The organism is Kitasatospora sp. GP82, from assembly GCF_029892105.1.
Classification (GTDB): domain Bacteria; phylum Actinomycetota; class Actinomycetes; order Streptomycetales; family Streptomycetaceae; genus Kitasatospora.
In genome coordinates this window covers 163,187-186,493 of record NZ_JARZAJ010000005.1, presented here as the reverse complement: position 1 = coordinate 186,493, position 23,307 = coordinate 163,187, and the positions used below count along the sequence as shown (strand labels likewise).

The 23,307-nt window shown below is 72.8% G+C and carries 17 protein-coding genes and 1 tRNA gene; 14 read left to right on the top strand and 4 right to left on the bottom strand.

Translation table 11 applies throughout. The features are described 5' to 3' along the window. The first annotated feature begins 68 nt into the window (after window positions 1-68). The 9 genes from P3T39_RS07415 to P3T39_RS07375 all read left to right on the top strand — a co-directional run bounded on the left by P3T39_RS07415 (window position 69) and on the right by P3T39_RS07375 (window position 14,241). Complete coding sequence (locus P3T39_RS07415) at window positions 69-551, top strand: DUF3592 domain-containing protein (protein WP_280696545.1); 483 nt, start codon at window positions 69-71, stop codon at window positions 549-551. 384 nt (window positions 552-935) lie between these two features. Next, window positions 936-3,779, top strand: a complete 2,844-nt coding sequence (gene topA / locus P3T39_RS07410; RefSeq protein WP_280696544.1) for a type I DNA topoisomerase — start codon at window positions 936-938, stop codon at window positions 3,777-3,779. Window positions 3,780-3,938: 159 nt separating this feature from the next. Further along, window positions 3,939-7,307: a dTMP kinase gene (tmk, locus tag P3T39_RS07405; protein ID WP_280696543.1), complete on the top strand. Its 3,369-nt coding sequence runs from the start codon at window positions 3,939-3,941 to the stop codon at window positions 7,305-7,307. A gap of 135 nt (window positions 7,308-7,442) precedes the next feature. Further along, window positions 7,443-8,654, top strand: coding sequence for an acyltransferase (locus P3T39_RS07400; RefSeq protein ID WP_280696542.1), 1,212 nt, complete (start codon window positions 7,443-7,445; stop codon window positions 8,652-8,654). Window positions 8,655-8,699: 45 nt separating this feature from the next. After that, window positions 8,700-9,911 (top strand): DNA polymerase III subunit delta', encoded by a 1,212-nt coding sequence (locus P3T39_RS07395; protein WP_280696541.1) that lies wholly within the window; start codon window positions 8,700-8,702, stop codon window positions 9,909-9,911. A gap of 258 nt (window positions 9,912-10,169) precedes the next feature. After that, window positions 10,170-11,306, top strand: a complete 1,137-nt coding sequence (locus P3T39_RS07390; RefSeq protein WP_280696540.1) for a hypothetical protein — start codon at window positions 10,170-10,172, stop codon at window positions 11,304-11,306. A 380-nt stretch (window positions 11,307-11,686) separates the two neighbouring features. Further along, window positions 11,687-13,285 carry an alpha/beta hydrolase gene (locus P3T39_RS07385; RefSeq protein ID WP_280696539.1) on the top strand — a complete coding sequence of 533 codons (1,599 nt, stop codon included), beginning with the start codon at window positions 11,687-11,689 and terminating at the stop codon, window positions 13,283-13,285. A gap of 121 nt (window positions 13,286-13,406) precedes the next feature. Next, window positions 13,407-14,063: a leucine efflux protein LeuE gene (gene leuE / locus P3T39_RS07380; protein ID WP_280696538.1), complete on the top strand. Its 657-nt coding sequence runs from the start codon at window positions 13,407-13,409 to the stop codon at window positions 14,061-14,063. A 104-nt stretch (window positions 14,064-14,167) separates the two neighbouring features. Further along, a tRNA-Thr gene (locus P3T39_RS07375) sits at window positions 14,168-14,241 on the top strand. 91 nt (window positions 14,242-14,332) lie between these two features. Here the strand turns inward: P3T39_RS07375 and P3T39_RS07370 are convergent. Further along, window positions 14,333-15,814: an MFS transporter gene (locus P3T39_RS07370; protein ID WP_280696537.1), complete on the bottom strand. Its 1,482-nt coding sequence runs from the start codon at window positions 15,812-15,814 to the stop codon at window positions 14,333-14,335. Between the two features lie 112 nt (window positions 15,815-15,926). Between P3T39_RS07370 and P3T39_RS07365 the strand changes: the two genes are divergently transcribed. Together P3T39_RS07365 and P3T39_RS07360 are read left to right on the top strand one after the other, a co-directional pair. Next, a complete protein-coding gene (locus tag P3T39_RS07365) occupies window positions 15,927-16,946 on the top strand; it encodes a YafY family protein (RefSeq protein WP_280696536.1) in 1,020 nt (339 codons plus the stop codon). Window positions 16,947-17,190: 244 nt separating this feature from the next. Continuing rightward, window positions 17,191-17,421: a hypothetical protein gene (locus P3T39_RS07360; RefSeq protein WP_280696535.1), complete on the top strand. Its 231-nt coding sequence runs from the start codon at window positions 17,191-17,193 to the stop codon at window positions 17,419-17,421. 16 nt (window positions 17,422-17,437) lie between these two features. On the opposite strand, the gene P3T39_RS07355 is transcribed toward P3T39_RS07360, so the two are convergent. After that, window positions 17,438-19,822 (bottom strand): lysylphosphatidylglycerol synthase transmembrane domain-containing protein, encoded by a 2,385-nt coding sequence (locus P3T39_RS07355; RefSeq protein WP_280696534.1) that lies wholly within the window; start codon window positions 19,820-19,822, stop codon window positions 17,438-17,440. Window positions 19,823-20,005: 183 nt separating this feature from the next. Here P3T39_RS07355 and P3T39_RS07350 point away from each other — a divergent pair, with 183 nt between their 5' ends. Both P3T39_RS07350 and P3T39_RS07345 read left to right on the top strand, forming a co-directional pair. Continuing rightward, the gene (locus P3T39_RS07350) at window positions 20,006-20,284 is read left to right on the top strand and encodes a hypothetical protein (RefSeq protein WP_280696533.1); all 279 of its coding nucleotides are present in this window, start codon (window positions 20,006-20,008) and stop codon (window positions 20,282-20,284) included. Window positions 20,285-20,401: 117 nt separating this feature from the next. Next, the gene (locus P3T39_RS07345) at window positions 20,402-20,896 is read left to right on the top strand and encodes an NUDIX hydrolase (protein WP_280696532.1); all 495 of its coding nucleotides are present in this window, start codon (window positions 20,402-20,404) and stop codon (window positions 20,894-20,896) included. Between the two features lie 70 nt (window positions 20,897-20,966). Here P3T39_RS07345 and P3T39_RS07340 read toward each other — a convergent pair whose 3' ends face one another. Next, window positions 20,967-21,731 (bottom strand): class I SAM-dependent methyltransferase, encoded by a 765-nt coding sequence (locus P3T39_RS07340; RefSeq protein ID WP_280696531.1) that lies wholly within the window; start codon window positions 21,729-21,731, stop codon window positions 20,967-20,969. 83 nt (window positions 21,732-21,814) lie between these two features. Between P3T39_RS07340 and P3T39_RS07335 the strand changes: the two genes are divergently transcribed. Beyond that, the gene (locus tag P3T39_RS07335) at window positions 21,815-22,393 is read left to right on the top strand and encodes a GNAT family N-acetyltransferase (RefSeq protein ID WP_280696530.1); all 579 of its coding nucleotides are present in this window, start codon (window positions 21,815-21,817) and stop codon (window positions 22,391-22,393) included. 16 nt (window positions 22,394-22,409) lie between these two features. On the opposite strand, the gene P3T39_RS07330 is transcribed toward P3T39_RS07335, so the two are convergent. Further along, window positions 22,410-23,117, bottom strand: a complete 708-nt coding sequence (locus P3T39_RS07330; RefSeq protein ID WP_280696529.1) for a tyrosine-protein phosphatase — start codon at window positions 23,115-23,117, stop codon at window positions 22,410-22,412. Window positions 23,118-23,307: the final 190 nt, after the last annotated feature.

Below are 23,307 nucleotides of genomic sequence, written 5' to 3'. Positions count from 1 at the left end.
GCTCCCCGTGCACCGGGTCGGGCGACCGGACGAGGACCGGAATGTGCACCGCGGGGAGGGAGACGTACATGGAGACGCCGACGGCGACCGCAGCAGGATTCGTCCTCATGCTCTTCGGTGGCGCACTGCTCCTCTGGTGCGCCCTCGAACTGCGACTTCGCCACCATCTGCGCCGCCACGGCGTCCCGGCCACCGCCCGGGTGGTCGCGGACGGAGATCCGTACGGGGAACCCTACGGCGACCCCTACGGCGAGCTGGACACCGCCCCGCTGCTCGCGTACTGCACCCTGCCGACGGTCGGTTCGGCGGGCCCGGGCCCGGCCGAGTCGGTGCTCTCCCGTCCACGCGGGCACACCCGGCTGTGCCGCCCGGCCGGACTGGCCCCGGGGGCCACCGTCCAGGTCGCGTACGACGCCAGGCGCCCGAGCCGCGTGGTGCTCGCGGCCTGCGAGACCAGGCCCTCGCTGCCCGGCGACGTCTTCTGGGCGCTGCTCGGTACGAGTGCCCTCGCCGGGGGCCTGACCCTGCTGGCGTCCGCGTTTTCGGGCTGACCGCTCAAGCCCGGGACTTTCCCGGTTACGCTCTGCGGGCGCAGCTCCGCAGCGGGCTTTCGGCACCTGACGGGCCGGTACCTGACTGATCCGTCATCAACCGTTCACGGCCCGCCACCGGCCGAATCCGGCCGCTTGGACACCCCGCTACCCCCTCCGCGCGGCGCGATCGAGCATCATCGGGTTACCGTTCGAGTGGCGTCGGTCGGCCTTGCCGGTGAAAAAGTGGGAACCGTCCGTTTGACAAGAGTGGCCAGGGTACGGTCACACTCCGCTGGTGGGGCCGTCGCGCAGCGGCAGCTCCGGACGGCGGTAGGTCGGGCGGAACGTCTCCTTCGCCGGCGCGCCGCCAGCACACGTAACGACCGGGAGAGAAGAGCGAAGGTGTCCCCGAGCAGCGAGACCGCGCACGGCAAGCGACTCGTCATTGTCGAGTCGCCGGCCAAGGCGAAGACGATCAAGGGCTACCTCGGCCCCGGCTATGTCGTCGAGGCCAGCGTCGGGCACATCCGGGACCTGCCAGGCACTGCCGCCGAGGTCCCGGACAAGTACACCGGCGAGGTGCGCCGGCTCGGGGTCGACGTAGACCATGACTTCGCCCCTATCTATGTGGTCAACGCGGACAAGAAGTCGCAGGTCACCAAGCTCAAGTCGCTGCTCGCGGAGTCCGACGAGCTCTTCCTCGCCACCGATGAGGACCGCGAGGGCGAGGCCATCGCCTGGCACCTGCGGGAGGTGCTGAAGCCCAAGGTGCCGGTGCACCGGATGGTCTTCCACGAGATCACCAAGGACGCCATCCAGGAGGCCGTCCGAAACCCCCGCGCGCTGAACCAGCGGCTGGTGGACGCCCAGGAGACCCGTCGTATCCTCGACCGCCTCTACGGCTACGAGGTCTCGCCGGTGCTGTGGAAGAAGGTCATGCCGAAGCTTTCGGCGGGCCGTGTGCAGTCGGTCGCGACCCGCCTGGTGGTCGAGCGCGAGCGCGAGCGGATCGCCTTCACCAGCGCCTCGTACTGGGACCTGACCGGTGTCTTCGCCACCGGCCGTACCCCCGCCGACGCCGCGAACCCGGAGACCTTCGGCGCCCGCCTCGCCGCCGTCGACGGCAGGCGGATCGCCAGCGGCCGCGACTTCGGCCCGGACGGGCAGCTCAGGACGGCCAACACCCTGCACCTGGACGAGACGGCCGCCCGCGCGCTGGCCGCCGCCCTGGAGCAGACGGCGTTCGCCGTCCGCAGCGTCGAATCCAAGCCGTACCGCCGCTCGCCGTACGCGCCGTTCCGCACCACCACGCTCCAGCAGGAGGCCAGCCGCAAGCTGGGCTTCGGCGCGAAGCGGACCATGCAGGTGGCCCAGAAGCTGTACGAGAACGGCTTCATCACCTATATGCGTACCGACTCCACCACGCTGTCCGACACCGCGATCGCCGCCGCCCGCGCCCAGGTCACCCAGCTCTACGGGGCCGACTACCTGCCGAGCGCGCCGCGCACCTACGCCTCCAAGGTGAAGAACGCCCAGGAGGCGCACGAGGCGATCCGCCCCTCCGGCGACCGCTTCCGCACGCCCGCCGAGACCGGGCTGAGCGGCGACGACTTCCGGCTCTACGAGCTGATCTGGATGCGGACCGTCGCCTCCCAGATGAAGGACGCCGTCGGCCAGTCGGTCACCGTCAGGGCGGGCGGCCGGGCCGCCGACGGCCGGGACGTCGAGTTCTCCGCCTCCGGCAAGATCATCACCTTCCACGGCTTCCTCAAGGCGTACGTCGAGGGCGCCGACGACCCGAACGCCGAGCTGGACGACCGCGAGCGCCGCCTGCCCCAGGTCACCGAGGGCGACCCGCTGGCCGCCGAGCAGCTCACCCCCGAGGGCCACGCCACCAAGCCGCCGGCCCGCTACACCGAAGCCTCGCTGGTCAAGGAGCTGGAGGACCGGGAGATCGGCCGCCCCTCCACCTACGCCTCGATCATCGACACCATCATCGGGCGCAAGTACGTCTTCAAGAAGGGCACGGCACTTGTGCCGTCCTTCCTCTCCTTCGCCGTGGTGAACCTGCTGGAGAAGCACTTCGGCCGCCTGGTCGACTACGACTTCACCGCCAAGATGGAGGACGACCTCGACCGCATCGCGGCAGGTGAGGCGCAGTCCGTCCCGTGGCTGAAGCGCTTCTACTTCGGTGAGGGCGAGGGCGCTGGCGGCGCCGCCGAGGCCGGGAACGGCGACGGCGACCACCTCGGCGGCCTCAAGGAACTCGTCACCGACCTCGGTGCGATCGACGCCCGGGAGATCAGCTCCTTCCCGGTCAGTGACGAGATCACCCTGCGGGTCGGTCGCTACGGTCCGTACGTCGAGAAGGCCTCGAAGGTCGCCGACGAGCCGGGCCAGCGCGCCGACATCCCCGACGACCTGCCGCCGGACGAGCTGACCGTCGAGCTTGCCGAGGAGCTGCTGGCCAAGCCCAGCGGCGACTTCGAGCTGGGCATCGACCCGGTCAGCGGCAACATGCTGGTCGCCAAGGACGGCCGCTACGGCCCGTACGTCACCGAGATCCTGCCCGAGGGCACGCCCAAGACCGGCAAGAACGCGGTCAAGCCGCGCACGGCCTCGCTGTTCAAGACGATGTCCCTGGACACCGTCACCCTGGACGACGCCCTCAAGCTGCTCTCCCTGCCCCGCGTGGTCGGCAACGACCCCGAGGGCAACGAGATCACCGCGCAGAACGGCCGCTACGGCCCGTACCTCAAGCGCGGCACCGACTCGCGCTCGCTCACCAGCGAGGACCAGCTCTTCACGATCACTCTCGACGAGGCGCTGGCGATCTACGCCCAGCCCAAGCAGCGCGGCCGGGCCGCCGCCGCCCCGCCGCTCAAGGAGCTCGGCACCGACCCGGTCAGCGAGCGCCCGGTGGTCGTCAAGGACGGCCGCTTCGGCCCGTACGTCACCGACGGCGAGACCAATGCCACGCTGCGCAAGGACGACGAGGTCGAGACCATCACGCCGGAGCGCGGCTATGAGCTGCTCGCCGAGAAGCGGGCGCGCGGACCGGTGAAGAAGGCCGCCAAGAAGGCCCCGGCGGCCAAGAAGACGGCCGCGAAGAAGACCACCACCGCGAAGAAGACGGCGGCCAAGAAGACCGCCGCCAAGAAGACCACCGCCACGGCTGCGGCGAAGAAGACGACGGCCAAGAAGGCCGTTGCCAAGAAGGCCGCCGCCGCACCCGAGGAGAGCTGAGCGCTTCTGCCGTGCCTGCGGGCCCGCACCCCTCCCCGGGGCTGCGGGCCCGCAGTACGTTCGGCGATCGGCGCCGACAGCGTCACAACCCTGTCATGAGGGGCCTGTCGAGGCCCGTTCCAGGGCTTGAGCGCGGAGCCCGCCCGCTACCCTGACGGTATGACGAGCGAGGAGCAGCCCACCGGCACGAGCGCCGCCGTACCCCATCTCCCCGAGGCGGCCCCGGCCGGTACGCACGGAGAGCGGGCCCGCGCGCTGCTCCGGCTGCGCCCCTACCGCCGCCTGTGGACGGCCCAGCTCGTCGGTGGCACCGGCGACCGGCTCGGTCTGCTGGTGCTGATCGCGCTGACCTGGGCGGCGGCGGTCGCCGGTGGCCCGTTCGGCCACGGCTACCGGGCACAGGCGCTTGCGGTGGCCGCGGTGTTCGGGGTCCGGATGCTCGCCACGCTGCTCTTCGGGGCCGTGCTGCTCGGGCCGCTGCACAACCTGCTCGCCGGGAAACTCGACCGCCGCTGGGTGCTGTTCGGCGCCGACGCCTTCCGTGCCGTGCTGATCGGTGTCGCGCCATGGTGGCTCGCCTGGAGCCCGGGATCGGCCACCTACCTGCTCCTCGGCACGGTCTTCCTGACCGGCGCCGCCGAACGCGTCTGGGCGATCACCAAGGCGGCCGCCGTGCCGTCGTTGCTGCCACCCGCCGACCCCGGCGCAGCCCCGTCCGAGCAGCGGCCTTCCGCTGCCGTCCTGGACACCGTACGGACCCTGGACCTGCGCACCGGCTGGGCTACCGTCCCGCTCGCCGCGACCGCCCTGGTCGGGCTGACCCTGGTCAACAACATCTTCGCCGCGCTCGGGTCGCACTGGCTGCGAGCCAACCAGGCCACCACGGCCGGGGTCGGCGCAGCGCTGCTGCTGGCCGCCTCCGCCGTCCTGCTCTACCTCCAGGAGCTGCCCGCCGGCACGGCCGCCGCACCGCGCTCCCCCCTGCAGGGCCTGCGTGCCCCCACCGACGCGACCCCCGGTCCCGCGCTGCGCAAGGGCCGCACCGGCTCCGCCCCGTACTTCACCTTCTCCGTCGCCGCCGCCTACGCCTCGATGGCCGGGGTAGCCGCGCTCGGACTGCTGACCGCCGTCGACCACCGCGCCGGGCCGATCGGCTACGGCCTGCTGGTCCTCGCCGCCGCCGGGGCCCCCGCGCTCGGCGTACGGCTGACCAGGGCCACCCTGCCCTCGCTCTCCCGGCGGCGACTGCTCGCGCTCGCCCTGCTCACCGAGGGCGTCGCGCTGATCCTGGCCGGGCTCGTCCTGGACTTCGTCCTGGTCCTGCTGCTCACCTCGCTGGCCGGTCTTGCCGCCGGAATCGTCATCGCCACCGGGCGGACGCTGCTCGCCCAGGAGGTCGAGGAGATCCGGCTGCCCAAGGTCACCGAGCACCTCTACGCGGTGCTGCGGGCCGTGGTGGCTGCCGCACTGATCGTCGTCCCGCTGATCGCCGCCGGGTACGGCGAGGTCGCGTACGGCGAGATCAGGCCGGGCAACTTCACCTTCATCCACGACGGGGCCGCACTGGCCATCGCCACCGCCGGGCTGCTGACGATGGCGCTCGCGGCGGTCGTGCTGCTGAAGACCGACGACCAGCGGGGCAGCGTCCCGCTCGGCCGCGAGCTGGTGCAGTCGCTGCGCGGCGGTGCGCCACTGGCGCCGCACCGGGTGAGCGGTACCGGATTCTTCATCGCACTGGAGGGCGGCGACGGCGCCGGGAAGTCCACCCAGGCGAACGCGCTCGCCGAGTGGATCCGCAGCAAGGGCCACGAGGTGGTGCTCACCCGCGAGCCCGGCGGCAGCCCGATCGGGCAGCGGCTGCGCGCGCTCGTCCTGGACGTCGGCAACACCGGCCTCTCGCACCGCGCCGAGGCGCTGATCTACGCGGCGGACCGGGCCGAGCACGTCGAGAACGTCATCCGCCCGGCGCTGGAGCGCGGCGCGGTGGTGATCACCGACCGGTACATGGACTCCTCCATCGCCTACCAGGGCGCCGGCCGCGACCTCGCCGCGACCGAGGTTGCCCGGATCTCGCGCTGGGCCACCGGCGGTCTGGTGCCCGACCTGACGGTCGTGCTGGACGTCGACCCGACCAAGGCCAGGGAGCGCTTCACCGAGGCTCTGGACCGGCTGGAGTCCGAGCCGACCGAGTTCCACACCCGGGTACGGTCCGGGTTCCTCGCCCTGGCTGCCGCCGACCCGGCGCGCTACCTGGTGGTGGACGGCAGCCAGCAGCCGGCCTTCGTCACCACCGCGATCCGCCACCGGCTCGACCGCGAGCTGCCGCTCTCCACCCAGGAGAAGGCCGCCCAGGCAGAGCAGGAACGCCTCGCCCGTGAGGAGGCCGCCCGGCGCGCGGCCGAAGAGGCCCGTAAGAAGGCCGAGGAGGAGGCAGCCGAGCGCAAGCGGCAGGAGCTGCTGGAGCAGCTGCGGGCCGAGCAGGCGGAGAAGGAGCGCCAGGCCGAGCTGGAGGCCGAGCGGATCGCCGCCGAGGAGGCCCGCAAGGCGGCAGCGGAGGCGAAGCTCAAGGCGGAGGCCGAGGCGCGCAGGCGCGCCGAGGAGGAGGCCGTCCGGCAGGCCGAGGCGGCGGCCCGGCAGAAGGCGGAGCAGGCCGAGCGGGAGCGGCTCGCCGCCGAGGCGGCGGCGCAGGCGGAGCTCCAGCGGCAGCGCGACCTACAGCGGGCCGAGCAGCGGCGGCGGGCGGAGGAGGCGCTCCAGCGGGCCGAGGAGGCCCGGCTGGCCGCCGAGGCGGCTGCGGCTGCGGCGTCGGTCTCGTCCTCAGCCTCGGTCGAGGGGCCGACGGTGACGGCCACCGTGGAGCTGCCGCAGGTCGGCGGCACCGAGGAGGCCACCCAGGAGATCTCCGAGCGGGAGCGGCAGGCTGCGGTCCGGGCGGCGGAGGCCGTCAAGGCCGGGGCGGCCGATGAGACGGCGGTACTGCCGGCGGTCCCCGCGGCCGACGAGACGGCGGTACTTTCGGCGGTCCCCGCGGCGGACGAGACGGCGGTGCTGCCGACCGTCCCGGCGGCGGACGAGACCGCCGTACTGCCCCGTGTGGAGCCGTCCGCACCCGGGCAGCCGGGCCTCCGGTCCGGCGGCGTGGCCGCCCCGAGGACGTCCTGGGCGCGGCCGGGCGGGCGCGACCAGGCCGAGACCACCACGTCGAAGAGCCCCCGCCTGGTCGACGACCGGGTGCCGCCGGGCCTGTGGCGCGGTGAGAAGCAGCCGGCCGGCCAGGACGCCCAGTCCCCCTCGGAGACGACCCGGGAGCTCCCGGCGGTCGAGCAGCGCCCCCGCCCGGCCTGGGCGGAGGAGACCCCGATGGACGACCTCCCGAGCCTGACCGACACCCTCCTGGGCTCCCGCGAGGAGTGGGCCAAGCGGGAGACGCAGGACCACCCCCAGCCGCCGAGCCCGCAGGAGCCGGAGCTGCAGGAGCCGCAGGCCGGACGCGGCAAGGGCCGCAGGTGGCGCGGCGGGCGCGACTGATACGTCGCGCACGCAGAGGGAGTTGCGTTCCGCACGGCGGCTGCTCCGGCAGCCGGGTGGATTACGGGCACAGTGGTCTGAGAGACTGCTGTGCCCGTTATGTCTGTCCGGCCCTGGTCCAGGAAGTCGTTCCACGTGAATCTGACCGAGCAAGCGCGGGAGTCTCCTCCGCGAACGACCCAGCGGATCGCCGCACTGGACGGCCTGCGATTCCTCGCCGTGTTGATGGTGGTGCTCTACCACTACGTGGCATACGGGTCGGGTTGGGGGCGACCGCGCTCGCATGTCTTCCCGATCCTCTACATGCCCGCCTCCTACGGGTGGCTGGGCGTGCAGCTGTTCTTCCTGATCAGCGGGTTCGTGATCTGCCTGAGCTGCTGGGGACGCTCGCTCTCGGATTTCCTCACCTCGCGGGTGGTCCGGCTCTTTCCGGCGTACTGGCTGGCGGTGGGGCTGACCACGCTGATGCTGGCACTCCTCCCGGGAAGCGAGCAGCCCCGGAAGTGGCAGGACGTGCTGACCAACCTGACCATGCTGCAGAACCCGCTCGGCGTCCCCTACGTGGACGGCGTGTACTGGAGCCTGTGGGCGGAGGCAAGGTTCTACCTGATCTTTGCGATCGTGGTCTGGGGCGGGCTGACCTACCGTCGGGTACTCGCCTTCTGCCTGATCTGGTCGGGCGCCGGAGTGCTCTCGTACGGGCTTCCCGACGTACACCTGCTCCAGATGCTGGCCATGCCCGAGTACTGCTGGTTCTTCATCGGCGGTATGGCCTTCTACCTGATGTGGCGCTTCGGTCAGGACCTGCTGCTCTGGCTGTTGGTCGGCTTCTCCCTGCTTGCGGGGATCCGGGCCAGCTGGCCGACCTACCAGTCCGTGCAGGCCAACTCGGCATACGACCTGCCCGACTGGGTCGTGGCGGCGGTGATCGCGGCCTTCTACCTGCTGATGGCGGGCGTGGCGCTGGGCTGGTTCCGGCGGATCGACTGGCGCTGGCTCGGTACGGCGGGAGCGGTCACCTATCCGCTCTACCTGTTGCACGAGTACATCGGGTGGAAGCTCATCGAGAACCTGCGGTACACGATCGACCCGTGGCTGCTGCTGGGGGCTCTCCTGCTGGTGATGACGGCGGTCTCCTGGCTGGTGAACCGCTATATCGAGCGGCCGCTCTCGCGATCCATGAAGGTGCAGTTGAGGAAGTCGTTCGAGCGGATGAGGGCGATCGACGGCCTGGACGGACGACCGGTGTCGATCGGGCGGCAGGCTAGGCCGGAGTCAGGGCTGCAGGCCGCGGCGGAGACGACGCCGAAGACCATGTCGGAGTCGGGTGTCGGCCTGCGGGGTTAGGCTCGACCGGTAGCGAGCAGTACGGGCGGTCGGCGGGAGCACGGCGTGAGTGTGTGGGACGACCTGGTCGGCCAGGATCGGGTGGTCGAGCAGCTGACGGCGGCTGCGCAGGCCGCGCGGGCCGCGGTGGCCGCGGGCCGGGGGGCTGCGCCCGGGCCGGGAGGGAACGCGTCGCTGATGACGCACGCCTGGCTGTTCACCGGTCCGCCGGGTGCCGGGCAGAGTACGGCCGCGCGGGCCTTCGCCGCCGCGCTCCAGTGCACCAGCCCCGATGTGGAGCTGGGCGGGGTGCCGGGCTGCGGCTTCTGCGACGGCTGCCACACCGTGCTCTCCGGCAGCCATGCCGATGTGAAGTTCGTACGGAGCGACGGTCTGTCGATCGGTGTCGGCGACATGCGGGACCTCGTGCTGCGGGCCTCCAGTTACCCGACCGGCGGGCGGTGGTCGGTGATCCTGGTGGACGCCGCCCACCGGCTCACCGAGGCGGCGGCGAACGCGCTGCTGAAGGGTGTCGAGGAGCCGTCCCCGCGTACGGTCTGGCTGCTGTGCGCGCCTTCCGTGCAGGACGTGCTGCCCACCATCCGCTCGCGCTGCCGTCTGCTGGTGCTGCGCACGCCCGCCGCCGAGGCGGTCGCCGACATGCTGGTCAGGCGGGACGGCGTCGAGCCGGAGACCGCCCGGCTGGCGGCGCTCGCCGGGCAGGGCGACGTGGAGCGTTCGCGCCGCCTCGCGGTGGACGAGCAGTCCCGCGCCCGCCGCCTCGACGTGCTGCGCATCCCGCTCGAGGTCGCCGACATCGGTGGCTGCCTGGCCGCCGCCCAGCGGCTGGTCGACACCGCCAAGGCGGACGCCGAGGCCCTGGCCGAGACCCAGGACGCCAAGGAGACCGACGACCTCAGGGCCGCGTACGGCGCCGCCGAGGGCAGCCGGGCGCCGCGCGGGATGGCGGGCGCGGTGAAGGAGCTGGAGAAGCGTCAGAAGAGCCGGGCGACGCGGACTCGGCGCGAGACGCTGGGCGTCGCGCTACTCGACCTGCTCGGCTTCTACCGGGACGTGCTCGCCGTCCAGCTCGGCTCGACGGGTGCGCTCGCCAACGAGGACCAGCGTCCCGCGCTCGCCAAGGTCGCGGCGGCCGGTTCGCCGGAGAACACACTGCGCCGGATCGAGGCGGTGCTCGCCTGCCGGGAGGCGCTGGACCGCAACGTGGACCCGCTGCTCGCGGTCGAGGCGATGACGGTCGCACTGCGGGCCGGCTGAGGGCTGCGGCCCGGGGGAGATGAGGCGCCGCGCCGGGGCGTGGGTGCCGCAGGCGCTCTGGCGGTGCACCGGTTGCCGTCCGCCCTGGTTGACGTACCGGTGGCTCGCTCGTTCGAGTGAACGTCGGGTCCGGCCAGGGAGCCCCGCGCACGGTGTGCCCGCTCGTCTTGCACCCTGTGGACCGAGTACGCCGTGGTGGTCCGTGCCGCTGATGGCCGGGACCGGGCGGTGCCGGTTCTCCAGAGGTTGGTGCGTCCTATGCCCCGTCCGCTCCTCGTCGTCCCCTTGCTGCTGGCGGCCGCCGCCGGGATCTGGCTGGTCAGGGCGGCCCTGCTGCGCTGGCGCGACCTTCGGGTGGCCCAGACCTACGAGTTGGCGGCCGAGCAGCGGCCACTGCTGCTGCGGGTCGGCGGGGCGATGGCCTGCGGCATGTGCGTCACCGCGCTGGCGGTCGCCGTGGCCCTGGACGGCCGGGGTCTGCGGGCCGTGCAGGAGGCCGGGGCGGCCGCCGCCGGGGAGAGTGCGGCCGCCGGGCGGAGTACGGCGCCGCGTCCCGCCGCTGCCCCACCCGCCGCGCCGTCCCCGGCGGCGAGTGGGGGCGCTGCCACTCCGGAGCGCCAACTTCAGCCGGTGGTAACCCAGTTCAGGAGTATCGGTCAGCCGGCCGGTGGCGAACTGATGGAGGGTGCGGTGGCTGCCCCTGACGGACGGCCGCGCACCGTACGGGTCTGGCTGCCTGCCCAGTACAAGACGGACGCGAACGCCCGGTTCCCGGTGATCGTGGTCCATGCGGGCGGCGCCAGGACCACCGCTGACGCGGAACTGCCGGACATCTTCGACGGGATCGCCTCGGCCGTGAAGCTGGGCCGGGCCCGCCCGTTCGTGGTGGTCGTTCCCCAGTCGCCGAGCGGCACCGCCCGTCCGTGCGAGCTGGTGGCCGCCGCCCCGCAGGCCGTGGCCGACGACACCGCCCTGCGCACCGCGGTCGGCACCGCCTTCCGCACCCTCCCGCCCGGGCCCAACGGCTGGGGCACCCTCGGCATCGAGGGCGGCGCCCCCTGTGCTGCCGCCGCCGGGCTGGCCCGCCCCGACCTGTACGGTGCGGCCGCCGCGGTCTCCGGCCGCTACGACCCGGCAGCCCTCGCCCAGTCCGGCGCCGAAGCGCCCGGCACGGCCACCGCCAGACTGCTGCTCGCCGCCGCGAAGAACGACGCCGCCGGTCTTGACGCCGCCCGAAAGCTCCAGAGCGCCCTGCACGACGGCAAGGGCCGCGCTGCCCAGGCCAGTGTCAAGGTCTCCGACATCGTCGTGGACTACACGCCCGAGCGGGAACGGCTGCGGCTGGTCCGGGCCGCGGTGCAGTACCTGGCGGAGAGCCTCGCCGTGTCGTCCTAGACCCTCCGGCAATCGGGGAGTGGGTGAAGGAGCGGCGTCCGGGCCGAGTCCGGCAAGGCGGAGGAGGGAGTAGCAGCGGCGCAACGGCGGCCGACGACGACGCAGTCCGAGGGGGGTCCCCCGGCCGGAGGCTGGGGGAGAGAGTCCGGGCGTCGCGACGCCGCCCCCACTGGCCGGAGGGTCCAAGGCTGCGGTCCGCGGTGAGGCGGTGGGGAAGGGCCGTCCGGGGTGCCGCCGGATGGGCTGTTCCCCGCCCGGCTGACCCAGGTATGCCCGGATATGGCGCCTGAGGGGAGCTACGCTCGGCTGAGCCGGCCGGTGATCACCGATCCGGCGAGCCGATCGGCCTCGCGGTCGGTGCCCGAGGGGAGAGAACCGCCATGCGAGCTGTCCGGTCGACCCGATTCCTGCCCGCCGCCGTGCCCGCCACGGTGGCCGCCGCCGCGCTGCTGCTGGCCGGATGCAGTTCGGGTGCCGGGACCTCGGCCCCCAACGCCGGTGGGCTCTCGTCCGCCAACGCGGACGGCGGCCAGGCCCGGGTCGCCACCCCGCTCGGAGCGCTTCCCCCCGAGATCCCGGCCGACCTGAACCCGTACTACACGCAGAAGCTCACCTGGCAGTCCTGCGACGAAGAGTTCGAGTGCACCACCTTCAAGGTCCCGCTCGACTACGGCAATCCGGCCGGTGGCGACATGACCCTGAGCGCCGTCCGCAAGACCGCCACCGGCGGCACGACCCGTCTCGGTTCGCTGCTGCTCAACCCGGGCGGCCCGGGCGGCTCGGCCATCGAGTACCTGGAGAACGTCGCCACCGGGTTCGACTCCGGGGTCCGCGCGGCGTACGACCTGGTCGGTCTCGACCCGCGCGGCGTCGGCCGCAGCAGCCCGGTGACCTGCCTGAGCGGTGCGCAGATGGACGCGTACACCGCCGTCGACACGTCCCCCGACAACCAGAGCGAGGTCGACGCGCTGGTGGCCGCCGACAAGGAGTTCGCAGCCGGCTGCCAGCAGCACGCCGGCAGCCTCCTCGGCCATGTCAGCAGCCAGGAGTCGGCCCGCGACATGGATGTGCTGCGAGCCGTGCTCGGCGACGACAAGCTGCACTACCTCGGCAAGTCGTACGGCACCTACCTCGGTTCCATCTACGCCGGGCTCTACCCCGGCCGGGTCGGCAAGATGGTGCTGGACGGCGCGATGGACCCCTCCCTCGACTCGCTGGCCGGAAACCGGGCCCAGGCAGGTGGTTTCGAGACCGCCTGGGCCGCCTTCGCCAAGGACTGCATCACCCACGACGACTGCCCCGTCGGCACCACCGAGAAGCAGGTCGGGGACGAGCTCGACGCCCTGCTGAAGCGGATCGACGCGCAGCCGCTGCCGACCGACTCCGGCCGCAAGCTCACCGAGTCCCTGGCCACGGCCGCGGTCATCCAGGCGATGTACGCGGACTTCCTGTGGCCGCAGCTGCGGACCGCGCTCACCACCGCCAAGGCGGGCAACGGCACCGCGCTGCTGAAACTCTCCGACAGCTACTTCCAGCGCACGGCGGACGGCAACTACCTCAACCTGATGTACGCCAACATGGCGGTCAACTGCCTCGACCTGCCCGCGCCCTTCGCCGGACCCGCGGACGTCGAACGAGTGGTGCCCGAATTCCAGAAGACCTCCCCGCACTTCGGCCGCGACATGGCCTGGATGGCGCTCTCCTGCACCTACTGGCCGATCAAGCCGACCGGCGAGCCGCACACCATCCGCGCCGCCGGGGCAGCCCCGATCGTGGTCGTCGGCACCACCCGTGACCCCGCGACCCCGTACCTCTGGGCGCAGGCCGTGACCAGCCAGCTGGAGTCCGGCCACCTGCTGACCTACGACGGCGACGGCCACACCGCGTACGGGCGGCACAACGAGTGCATCGACGGCGCGGTCAACAGCTACCTGCTCGGCGGCCAGGCCCCGAGCACGGGGACGCGCTGCGCCAAGTAGAGCGCGCGGGGACCAGTACCGATCGGAATGCCGGGAAATCCTGTTCGGGCTGATGGGCGTGGGGAACTACGATGGCTCGCCCACCCCCCACTGTCCCCCACACCCGCTCTGGGAGCTCACTGTGCTCGGAGTCAACGACCTGGCGACGTACGTCCTCGGCGCCCTGGTCATCGTCCTGCTGCCCGGTCCGAACTCGCTGTACGTCCTGTCCGTGGCCGCCCGCAAGGGCATCCGCACCGGCTACCGCGCCGCCGCGGGAGTCTTCCTCGGCGACTTCACCCTGATATCGCTGACCTCGCTCGGCGCCTCCTCGCTGCTCAAGGCCAACCCTGCGGTCTTCGCGGTGGTCAAGTTCGGCGGCGCGGCCTACCTGCTCTGGATCGGTGCCGGGATGCTCCGGGCAGCCCGCCGGCTCTGGCGCGAACACCGGGCTGCGGACCAGGCCGAGGGGGCGGGAGCGGCCGCCGTGCCCGCGGCGGAGAACCCGTTCCGTCGGGCGCTGGTGATCAGCCTGCTCAACCCGAAGGCCATCCTCTTCCTGCTCTCCTTCTTCACCCAGTTCGTCGACCCGTCCTACGGGCGGCCGGCTCTCTCCTTCGCCCTGCTGGGCGGCATCCTGCAGACCTTCAGCCTGCTCTACCTCTCCATGCTGATCTTCGCGGGCACCACGCTGGCCGCCGCCTTCCGCCGCCGCAAGCGCCTCTCCGCGGGTCTCACCAGCGCCGTCGCCGTCCTCTTCGCGGGCTTCGCCGCCAAGCTGGCCGTCTCCTCCGTCTGAGCCCCGCCAGGGCACGGTACGGATCGCGGTCGGAAAGTGTGTAGACTGGCGCGCGTTGTCAGAGCGGCGATCAACCCTCCGGTTCGGTCTCGTTCAACAGCGGTGCCGCCTTAGCTCAGTTGGCCAGAGCAACGCACTCGTAATGCGTAGGTCGCGGGTTCGAATCCCGCAGGCGGCTCAGGAAAGGCCCGGATCGCTCAGTCAGCGATCCGGGCCTGCTCGTTTTCGGTAACTGCCGCTCTGGATGCCGTTGTTGATCACGGCGGTCCTCAGCCGACGAGTGCCGGCTCCTTCGCGGGCTCCGGCACGGTGGCCACGGGCCGGGGCTTTCGTCCCGGCAGGGCGAAGACCAGGGCGAAGACGGCCAGCAGCCCGGCGGCCACCCACCACAGTGAGTGGGTGAAGGCGTCCACGAAGACCGGGCCCGTCGTCTGGGTGGGAGCGGCGCCGTCGACGACGGTGAAGAAGGTCACCGAGGAGAGACCCAGACCGAGCGCCGTGCCCAGCTGTCCGGTGGTGTTGATCAGACCGGAGGCCGAACCGGAGTGCTCGCGCGGCACCTCGCCGAGCACGGCATCGGTCAGCGGCGCGACGATCAGCCCCATGCCCGCGCCCATCACCACCAGCGGCAGCGCCATCTGCCAGGACTGGATCCCGGTGCCGAAATGCTCGGCCTCCGCGAGGTAGAGCAGAGTCCCAGCGGCCATCACCAGTGCCCCGGCCTGAAGTACCTTCCGCCCGAACCGGGGGACCAGCTTCTGCACCGAGACCCCGGCGGCGACCGAGACCGCGATCGAGAACGGTACGCCCGTCAGCCCCGCCCGCAGTGCGCTCCAGCCGAGGCCCAGCTGCATGTAGAGCGTCCAGACCAGGAAGAAGATCCCGCAGACCACGCCGAAGAAGAGCTGCACCCCGATACCGCCCGCGAAGCTCTTCACCCGGAACAGCGCCAGTTCCACCAGCGGCGAGCCGTCGCGGCGGGTCTTGGCCCGCTCGTACACCACGAAGAGCAGCAGCATCGGCAGGCTCAGCGCCATCGAGACGAAACCCCACACCGGCCAGCCGGACTCCCGGCCCTGGGTGAGCGGGTAGAGCAGCATCAGCAGCCCGGCGGCGGCCAGCAGCATGCCGACCAGGTCCAGCTTCAGCGCCTGCGGGGCGCGCGACTCGTCGACGTACCGGGCGCCGAGCAGCATTCCGGCGATGCCGATCGGCAGGTTGACCAGGAAGATCGGCCGCCAGCCGAGGCCGAACAGGTTCCACTCGCAGAGCAGCGCACCGACGAGCGGGCCCAGTGTCGCGCCGAGGCCGACCATCGCCCCGAACATCCCGAAGACCTTGCCCCGCTCCTCGGCCGGGAAGGTGGCGTGGATGATCGAGAGCACCTGGGGCACCATCATCGCCGCCGTGCCGCCCTGCACGATCCGCGCCGCGACCAGCATCTCCGGGTCGGCGGCGAGTCCGCAGAGCGCCGAGGCGACGGTGAAGCCGCCGATGCCGAGCAGGAACAGCCGCTTGCGGCCGTAGATGTCGCCCAGGCGCCCGCCGGTGATCAGACCGACGGCGAAGGCCAGCGCGTACCCGGCGGTGATCCACTGGAGCGCGCTGAACGAGGCGCCGGTGTCCTGCTGGATGCCGGGCATGGCGATGTTGACGATCGTGACGTCGACCAGGTCCATCAGGCTGGCCGTCATCACCACGGCCAGCGCCACCCAGCGGCGGCGGTCGGGTGCTGTCTGGGCGGATGGCATGGCGGTACTCCTGCGAGAGACAAGGGGGAGGTGGGGCAGTGCCCCGGACGACTCCGAAGATAGGACCCATACAGGTCAGAACCTGTCCGCTACCTCGGGCATGCTGGCCGTTATGACGGACACCCCCGCACGCCTGCTGAATCTGCTCTCCCTGCTGCAGACCCCACGCGAGTGGCCCGGCAGCGAACTGGCCGACCGGCTCCAGGTCACCCCGCGCACCATCCGCCGTGACATCGAGCGGCTGCGCGACCTCGGCTACCCCGTCGAGGCCACCAGGGGCCCGGTCGGCGGCTACCGGCTGGTCGCGGGCGCGGCGATGCCGCCGCTGCTGCTCGACGACGAGGAGGCCGTGGCCATCGCGGTCGGGCTGCGCGCGGCGGCGGGCCAGGCCGTCGAGGGCATCGAGGAGGCGTCCGTCCGGGCCCTGGCCAAGCTGGTCCAGGTGCTCCCCGCCCGGCTCCGGCACCGGGTCGGCTCGCTCAACGCCGCCACCGTACGGCTGGACGCGGGCGGGCCCCGGGTCGATCCGGAGGTGCTCACCGTCCTGGCCACGGCGGTCGCCGCCCGCGAACGGATCCGCTTCACCTACCGGGCCGGGTGGGGCCGGCCCCAGGGCGGCGGTGCCGAGACCAGGCGCCTGGTCGAACCCCACCGCCTGGTCGCCGCCGGACGGCGCTGGTATCTGGTCGCGTACGACAACGAGCGCGAGGACTGGCGGATATTCCGCGTCGACCGGCTGCGCGAGCCACAGCCCACCGGGGCCAGGGTGCCCCCGCGCGAACTGCCTGCCGAGGACGCCGCCGCGTACGTCGCGCAGAAGCTCTCCAGCCTCACCACCAGCCACACGGCGGTCGCCACCCTGTACGCCCCTGCCGAGCGGCTGGCCGGCTGGCTGAGCGGCCCGGCCGACGAACTGGAGCCGATCGACGAGCACAGCTGCCGACTGCGCACCAGTGCCGAGTCCCTGGAGTGGCTGGCGATCCGACTGGCCATGCTGGGCTGCGAGTTCGAGGTGCACGAACCCGCCGAACTGCGCGAGCGGCTCCGCGCCCTGGCCGCCCGCGCCGAGCGCGCTGCCGGCGGCGCAGCCCCAACGCGGGGCGGGGAGAAGGGAGTTGGGGGAGCCGGCTAGGGGTCCGTCGGGTGCTCGGCCGTGTGGTCCGCGGGGGCACCGCGCTGCGGGTGGGCCGGTGCAGGACAGAGCTTCGCGCCGATGGAGTGGGGCGTGGTTCCTCTCCACGGGGTCCGGTGGGGTGGCCGGGCTTCGGGCAACACGCCGAAGCCGGGGTGAGGCCGCGCGTCGGGGCCGGTGCCGTCGGATACTGCCAGTACCGACCTGGGCCCAGCTGGGGCTCCGAGCAGCAGGGACGGAAGCCATGAGCCAGAACCCCGAGAACCCCGAGTTCCCCGAGGACTTCGACGACTTCGACGAGGAGTCCCCGGTCGTCATGGAGGCCGACGACGAGGAGCGGGACGTCGACGGTCACCCCGGCGACGACTACGAGAAGCTCCGCGAGCGCCGTTCGCTCGGCTCGGACGAGGCCGACGACGCCGACGCCGCGGAACAGAACCGCGTCGTCGATCTGAACGAGGACGAGTACCGCTGACCGAACCGGGCAGGGCCTACAGCGCGCCGCGCCGCTGGAGCCAGGCGAAGGCCGCCCAGCCGGGCAGGATCGGCAGCAGGAAGATCAGCAGCCGCAGCAGGATCACCGCCGCGAAGGCCGTCCCCTTGTCGATCGACGCGGTGGCGGCCAGGCCCTCGGTGAGCAGGCCCTCCACCACGCCGGAGCCGCCCGGGGTCGGGGCGGCGGATCCGGCGGCGTTCCCGGCCAGGAAGGTGACGGCGACGGCGGCGAAGGCCGGCTGCTGTCCGACGGCCCGGGTGCAGCAGTACAGGCAGGCGACGAAGGTCATCGACACCAGCAACTGCCCGATCAGCCCGGCGGCCAGCTTGCCCGGCTGCTGGAGCAGCTCGAGCAGCCGGGGCAGCACCTCGGCGCGCAGCGGGCGCAGCAGGGCGGCGAGCCGTCCCCGGACCCACGGCACGGCGAGTGCCAGCACCACGACGACGCCCGCGACCGCCGCCGCGGCGGCCAGCACCGGCGGGTCGGGCAGTTCGGCTCCGGTGCCGCGCCCGAGCAGGGCACTGAAGGCCGCCAGTTGCAGCAGGTGGAGCACCAGTCCGATCAGCTGGGACGCCCCGACGCTGGACAGCGCCTGTGCGGTCGGGATGCCGCTGCACTGCAGGAAGCGGGTGTTGAGCGCCATCCCGCCGACCCCGCCGGGCGAGACCAACTTCACGAAGGAGCCCGCCGCTTGGGCGGCCAGCGCGCGCCGGAAGTCGACTCGCTCGGGGACGAAGCCGATGAAGCCGAGGGTGCCCGCGAAGTAGCTGGCGACGGCGGCCAGCGCGGCCGCGGTCAGCCAGCCGGGGTCGGCCTCGGCGACCGCCGACAGCGGGTTGGTCCGGGAGCTGAACAGGAACTGCAGCAGCAGGTATCCGGCCAGCACCCCGGCGGCCACCGTGAGCAGGGTGCGCGGACGCAGCCGCTCCAGCCGTACCGGCTCCACCGGAGCCTGTGGACGGCCGCGCAGGCCCTCCTCCCGGAGGGCGGCCAGCAGCTCGGGGCGGCCCTTGAGCGCATTGCGGGTGCCGCGCGGCAGCGCGATCGGCTGGAGCAGCGGAAGCGCGGCGCAGACCGCGTCCCCGCCGAGCACCGCCGCGGCGGTGGCCACCGCGCGCTCGGCGCCGACCCGCAGCGCCAGGGCGGTCAGCAGTCCGGCGACGTCCAGGTGCAGCAGCAGCTCGCCGGCGGCGATCTCGCCCTCCGTGAGTCCGATCAGGTGCACCGCGCCGTCCGGGCCGACCAGGATGTGCTCGGGAGCCAGGGCGCGGTGGGCGATCCGGCGGCGGTGCAGCAGGTCCAGTTGCCGCCAGGTGTCGGTGAGCAGCTCGTCGGTCAGTTCGGCGTCGGCGAGTTCCGGCAGGGTCCGTCCCGGCAGGTACTCGTACGCGACCACGGCGCGGTCGGCGTCCAGTTCGGCGGTGGCGGCCAGGCGGCGGGTGCGGGCTCCGGCGGCGGAGGCGGCGTAGGCGAGCAGGGCCTCGTGCTCCAGGCCGGAGCGCAGTGAGCGCAGGCCGCGCGGGCGCGGGGCGGTGCGCAGTCGCAGCAGCAGCCAGAGGCGGTGGAACATCCCGGTGGCCTGGGCCTGGCGGTCGAGCAGGTGGACGTCGAGGTCGGGCCGGTCGTCGTGCTGGGTGACCAGGTAGCGGCAGGACCCGGTGCGGCGGGTGAGGTGCGGTCGTACGCCCGCCTGCCCGAGGGTGTGCCGCAGCTGCTCGGCGGTCGGGCGGCAGATCGGGGTGCCGACGGCGTACACGGTGCCGTGGGCGGTGGCCCAGCCCACCAGCAGGGCCAGCACCAGGGAGAGCGGTGTGGCATAGCCGGTGACCAGGCCGGAGAGCCCGGCCATGGCGAGGGCGGCGGTCAGGGCGGTGCGCCAGCGGGGCAGGCCCGCGAGACCGGCGGCGGTCATGAAGGCGAGGACGGGCGCCAGGTGGCCGTACACGGCGTCGGTGCGGCCGAGGCCGTCGGGGGCCGGGTGGGTGAGCGTGGCGACAGTGCCGAAGGCCGCGTCGAGCCCGAGCGAGAACCCGTAGGCGATGACGGCGGCGAAGACTCCGTCGGCGACCCGCAGTGCGGCCCGGCGGGCGAGCCGGTCGATGGCGAAGGCCAGCGGGACGAGCAGCAGTACGACGGCGGAGGCCACCCCGGCGATCTGCCCGGGTGGCCAGGGGACGTGCTCCGCGCCCTCGGCGACATCGGCCTCGAGGCCGTCGGCGGTGCCGTGGGCGCCCATGGCGACCAGCAGGGTGAGTCCGGCCGTGGTCAGGCCGAGCGCACAGCGGATCAGCGAGCCCGGATAGCGGACCCGCTGGACCTCGGGGGTTGTCGCTCCGACCCCCGCTTTCGTTGGATTGTCGTCCCGTATCACCGTGGCCACGCGGCATGCTCCCACATGTACGGTTCGACGTTCGGCTGATCGGTCAGGTCGTGTCGCTGTCGGTATCGGGGTCCGCAGCCCTACCCGAGAAGGGTCTGAAGGCTAGAATCCGGACATAAAGCCCATGCGTCCGCATCCCCGCGCACCCCGGCGCGGCGAGTGGCCGCCGAAGGGAGGTCGATGATGACCAAGCGATCGACGAGCAAGATGACCGGACTCCGCCGCGGCACCCAGGAACTCCTCGAACGCCGTGGGATGGCCGCCAATCCGAGCGGGCTCCCGCCGGTCCTCAACGCCGGCGGACCCAAGGGCGCGGAGGGCGGGCCGCACTTCGGCGACGCGAGCTTCAGCCACGGCGGTCGCCGCGCCTTCGGGATGGCCACCCCGCTCTCGGGACCGGCCCGGCACGCCGAACTCCCCGGCCACCGCCACCGCGGCGCGGAGAAGCACTCCGCCCACTGAACCCTTCCCCGGACGGCGGGGTGGCGCCCATCCAGGGGTGCCACCCCGCCCGACTCCCGGGCCCGAATGGGAGAGTGGGCGCGCACGCCCGGCCCACAACACGCCCGGAGGAAAGTCATGTCGGACACGCCGCTGCTCCAGACCCGCGATGAGTGGCTCGCCTCGCTGACCCGCGTCTACGCCGCCGCCGGCTGCCTGATCAGTGATCAGCAGGGGCGGGTGCTGATCGTGAAGGCCGGCTACCGGGAGCACTGGCAGTTCGTCGGCGGCACGGTGGACCCGGGGGAGAACCCCGTGGAGTGCGCCAAGCGTGAACTCCTGGAGGAGACCGGCATCGTCGGCGAGCCGGGAGAGCTGCTCGCCGTCGCCTGGACCCACCCGTCGGCGGAACTCGAGTACCCGGCCTGCCACTTCCTCTTCGACTTCGGCACCATCCCGGCCGACACCCCGATCACCCTCCCGCCCGGCGAACTCGACAGTCACCGCTGGGTCACCCCCGAAGAGGCCCTCACCCTCCTCGGTCCCAGCCGCTCCCTGCGCCTGACGGCGTCCCTCGCCGCCCGCGCGGACGGCCGCGTCCGCGTTGTCACGAGTCCCAACGCCGGTTTCTGACCGCGGGTTTCGATGCGGCCTCTCGCGGGGCGCAGGGTCGGCGTGAGCAGGCGTGCGGCCCGGCGCCGTCTCAGCGCCCTGCGCCCCCGGGCAGTGCATGGTCACCGGCTGCGGAGGGATCGGCCGGGCGGGGCTGCTCCGGCTTGCGCCAGACGTACGCGGCGGAGACCGGCTGGTGGCGGTGGCGCTCCCACTTGGGCTTGAGCGCGATCCAGCGGTCGCCGACCAACTCCTCGCGCATCTCGGCCAGTTGCCAGCCGGCGGCCAGGCCGGCCGTGAGGTGGTCGCTGACCAGGTGGAGGTGGGTGGTGATGGCGATCGGCGAGCCGTCGGCGCCGTCGAAGTGGGTTGGCATCCCGGCGGCCATGATGAAGTGCGGATGCAGGCCGACCAGCACGAACAGGGCGCCGGGACCGGCCAGCCGGAAGGCTTCCCGGTAGAGCGGGGCGAGGTCGGCCAGGTGCTCGTCCACCAGTGAGGAGATCACCAGGTCGTACGCCTCGCCGGGCAGGCCGGTCGCGGCGAGGTCGCCCTCGATCAGCCGGTCGTGTGCGCCCTTGCCGCGCGCCACCGCCAGCATCTCGGGTGTCAGGTCGACCCCGTCCACCGCGCCGACGCCCTGGGCGCGCAGCCAGGCGCCCGTCCGCCCCGTCCCGCAGCCGAGGTCGGCGGCCCGCTCGACCGATCCCCAACCCGGTACCGCCAGTCGGGCGAGGACCTCCAGGTCCATCGCGTCCTCGACGGTCTGCTCGTAGCTGCCGACCCACTGCCCGTACCCCGTGCGGACGTCCACCATGGGATATCCGCGCGCATCGAAGTCTGCGAATTGCGCCATACTGCGCAGTATTGGCGGCCTCTCGGGCCCGCCGCGAACGAATTTCGACCAGCAGACGTCCGAACGAACTCCGGAGCAGCGCAGTGCGGATACGGATCCTGTCGTACCCGGAGGCCGAGGTGCCGCCAGAACTCCGGGCACGGGTATGGGAGTTGCAGGAGTCGGCCTGGCCGAGCGGCGGACCGGACCCCGGGCTGAGCCATGATCCCGCACTGGATCCGCAGTCGATGCTGCTGGTGGACGAGGACGGCCGCGTGCTCGCCGCGCTCGATCTGCTCGGCAAGCAAATCGCCCACGCCGGAACGACGTTCGCCGCACGTGGCCTGAGCAGTGTGGTCACCGACCGCGCGCACCGGGGGCAGGGCCACGGCGGGCGGCTGGTCGCCGCCGCCCGCCGGGCCGTCCAGGACGGCGGCGCGGACCTCGGACTGTTCACCTGCGACCGCGTGCTGCGGGGCTTCTACGAGAGCGCCGGCTGGGAGCCGCTCCCGGGTACGGTGCTGGTCGGCGGCACGCCGCAGGAGCCCTTCCCGAGCGATCGGCCGGGCTTCGACAAGGTGACCATGGCGGGGTTCTGCTCGAAGCGGGCCCGGGCAGCAAGGGAGAGTTTCCTGGCCGCCAGGATCGACCTCCATCCGGGCACCATCGACCGGCTGTGGTGATCCGGCGGCAGGGGGTTCAGCCCGTCAACCGGGCCCGGAGGGCGGCCAGTTCGACGGACGGCAGGTAGCGGTCGGGGTCGAAGGCCGCCAGGGTGCCCAGCAGCGCGGCCTCGGCCGTGGTGCCCGCCCCGGCCAGGATGCCCTCGATCACCTGCTCCTGGTCGGCCTGGCCGAGCATGCCCCAGAGCGGGCGCAGGTTGGGGGTGCTGAGCAGGTAGTCGTCCACGATGGCGCCCGGCTCGGTACGGACCGCCGCCAGCAGGACGAGTGCGGCCAGACCGGTACGGTCACGCCCCGCGCCGCAGTGCACCACGACCGCTCCCGGACGCGCCAGCGCGACGGCGGAGACCACGTCCTGGACGGCGTCCGGGCAGTGGTCGAGGTACGGGAGGAAGGACAGCGGGGTGCCGTCGAGGCCGCCGAACCGCTCCCACCAGGCAGGTCCGGCGAGCTGGTCGAGCGGAACCCGGACCAGGTCGATCCCCTCCGGGAGGGGGAGCAGCGGCCGGTACTCCTCCTCGTTGCGCAGGTCGACCACGGTGCGCACCCCCTGGTCGGCCAGCGCTGCCCGGCCCTCGGCGGTGAGGCGGTCGAGATTGTCGGCGCGGATCACGGCGCCCCGCCGGGTGCGGCCGCCGTCGGCGGTGGGCAGCCCGCCGAGGTCGCGTATGTTCAGACAGCCGTCCCAGGTGAGCCGGCGGTTGGTCAGCAGCTCGTCCGTCATGCAGTCGTTCCCCCTTGGTCAGGAGGCGTTCGCCCCCTGTTGACCAGACACCGGGGGTCGTGGGGACGGTTCCGCCCACCCCGCCCGGGCCTGTTCGGTGGCAGCGAACACCGCGCCGTGCCCCGGTGCCCGGGGTGTGCCGGGGCTCACCCCGCACCGGGCGGAGACCGGTTCACCCCAATGCCGCATG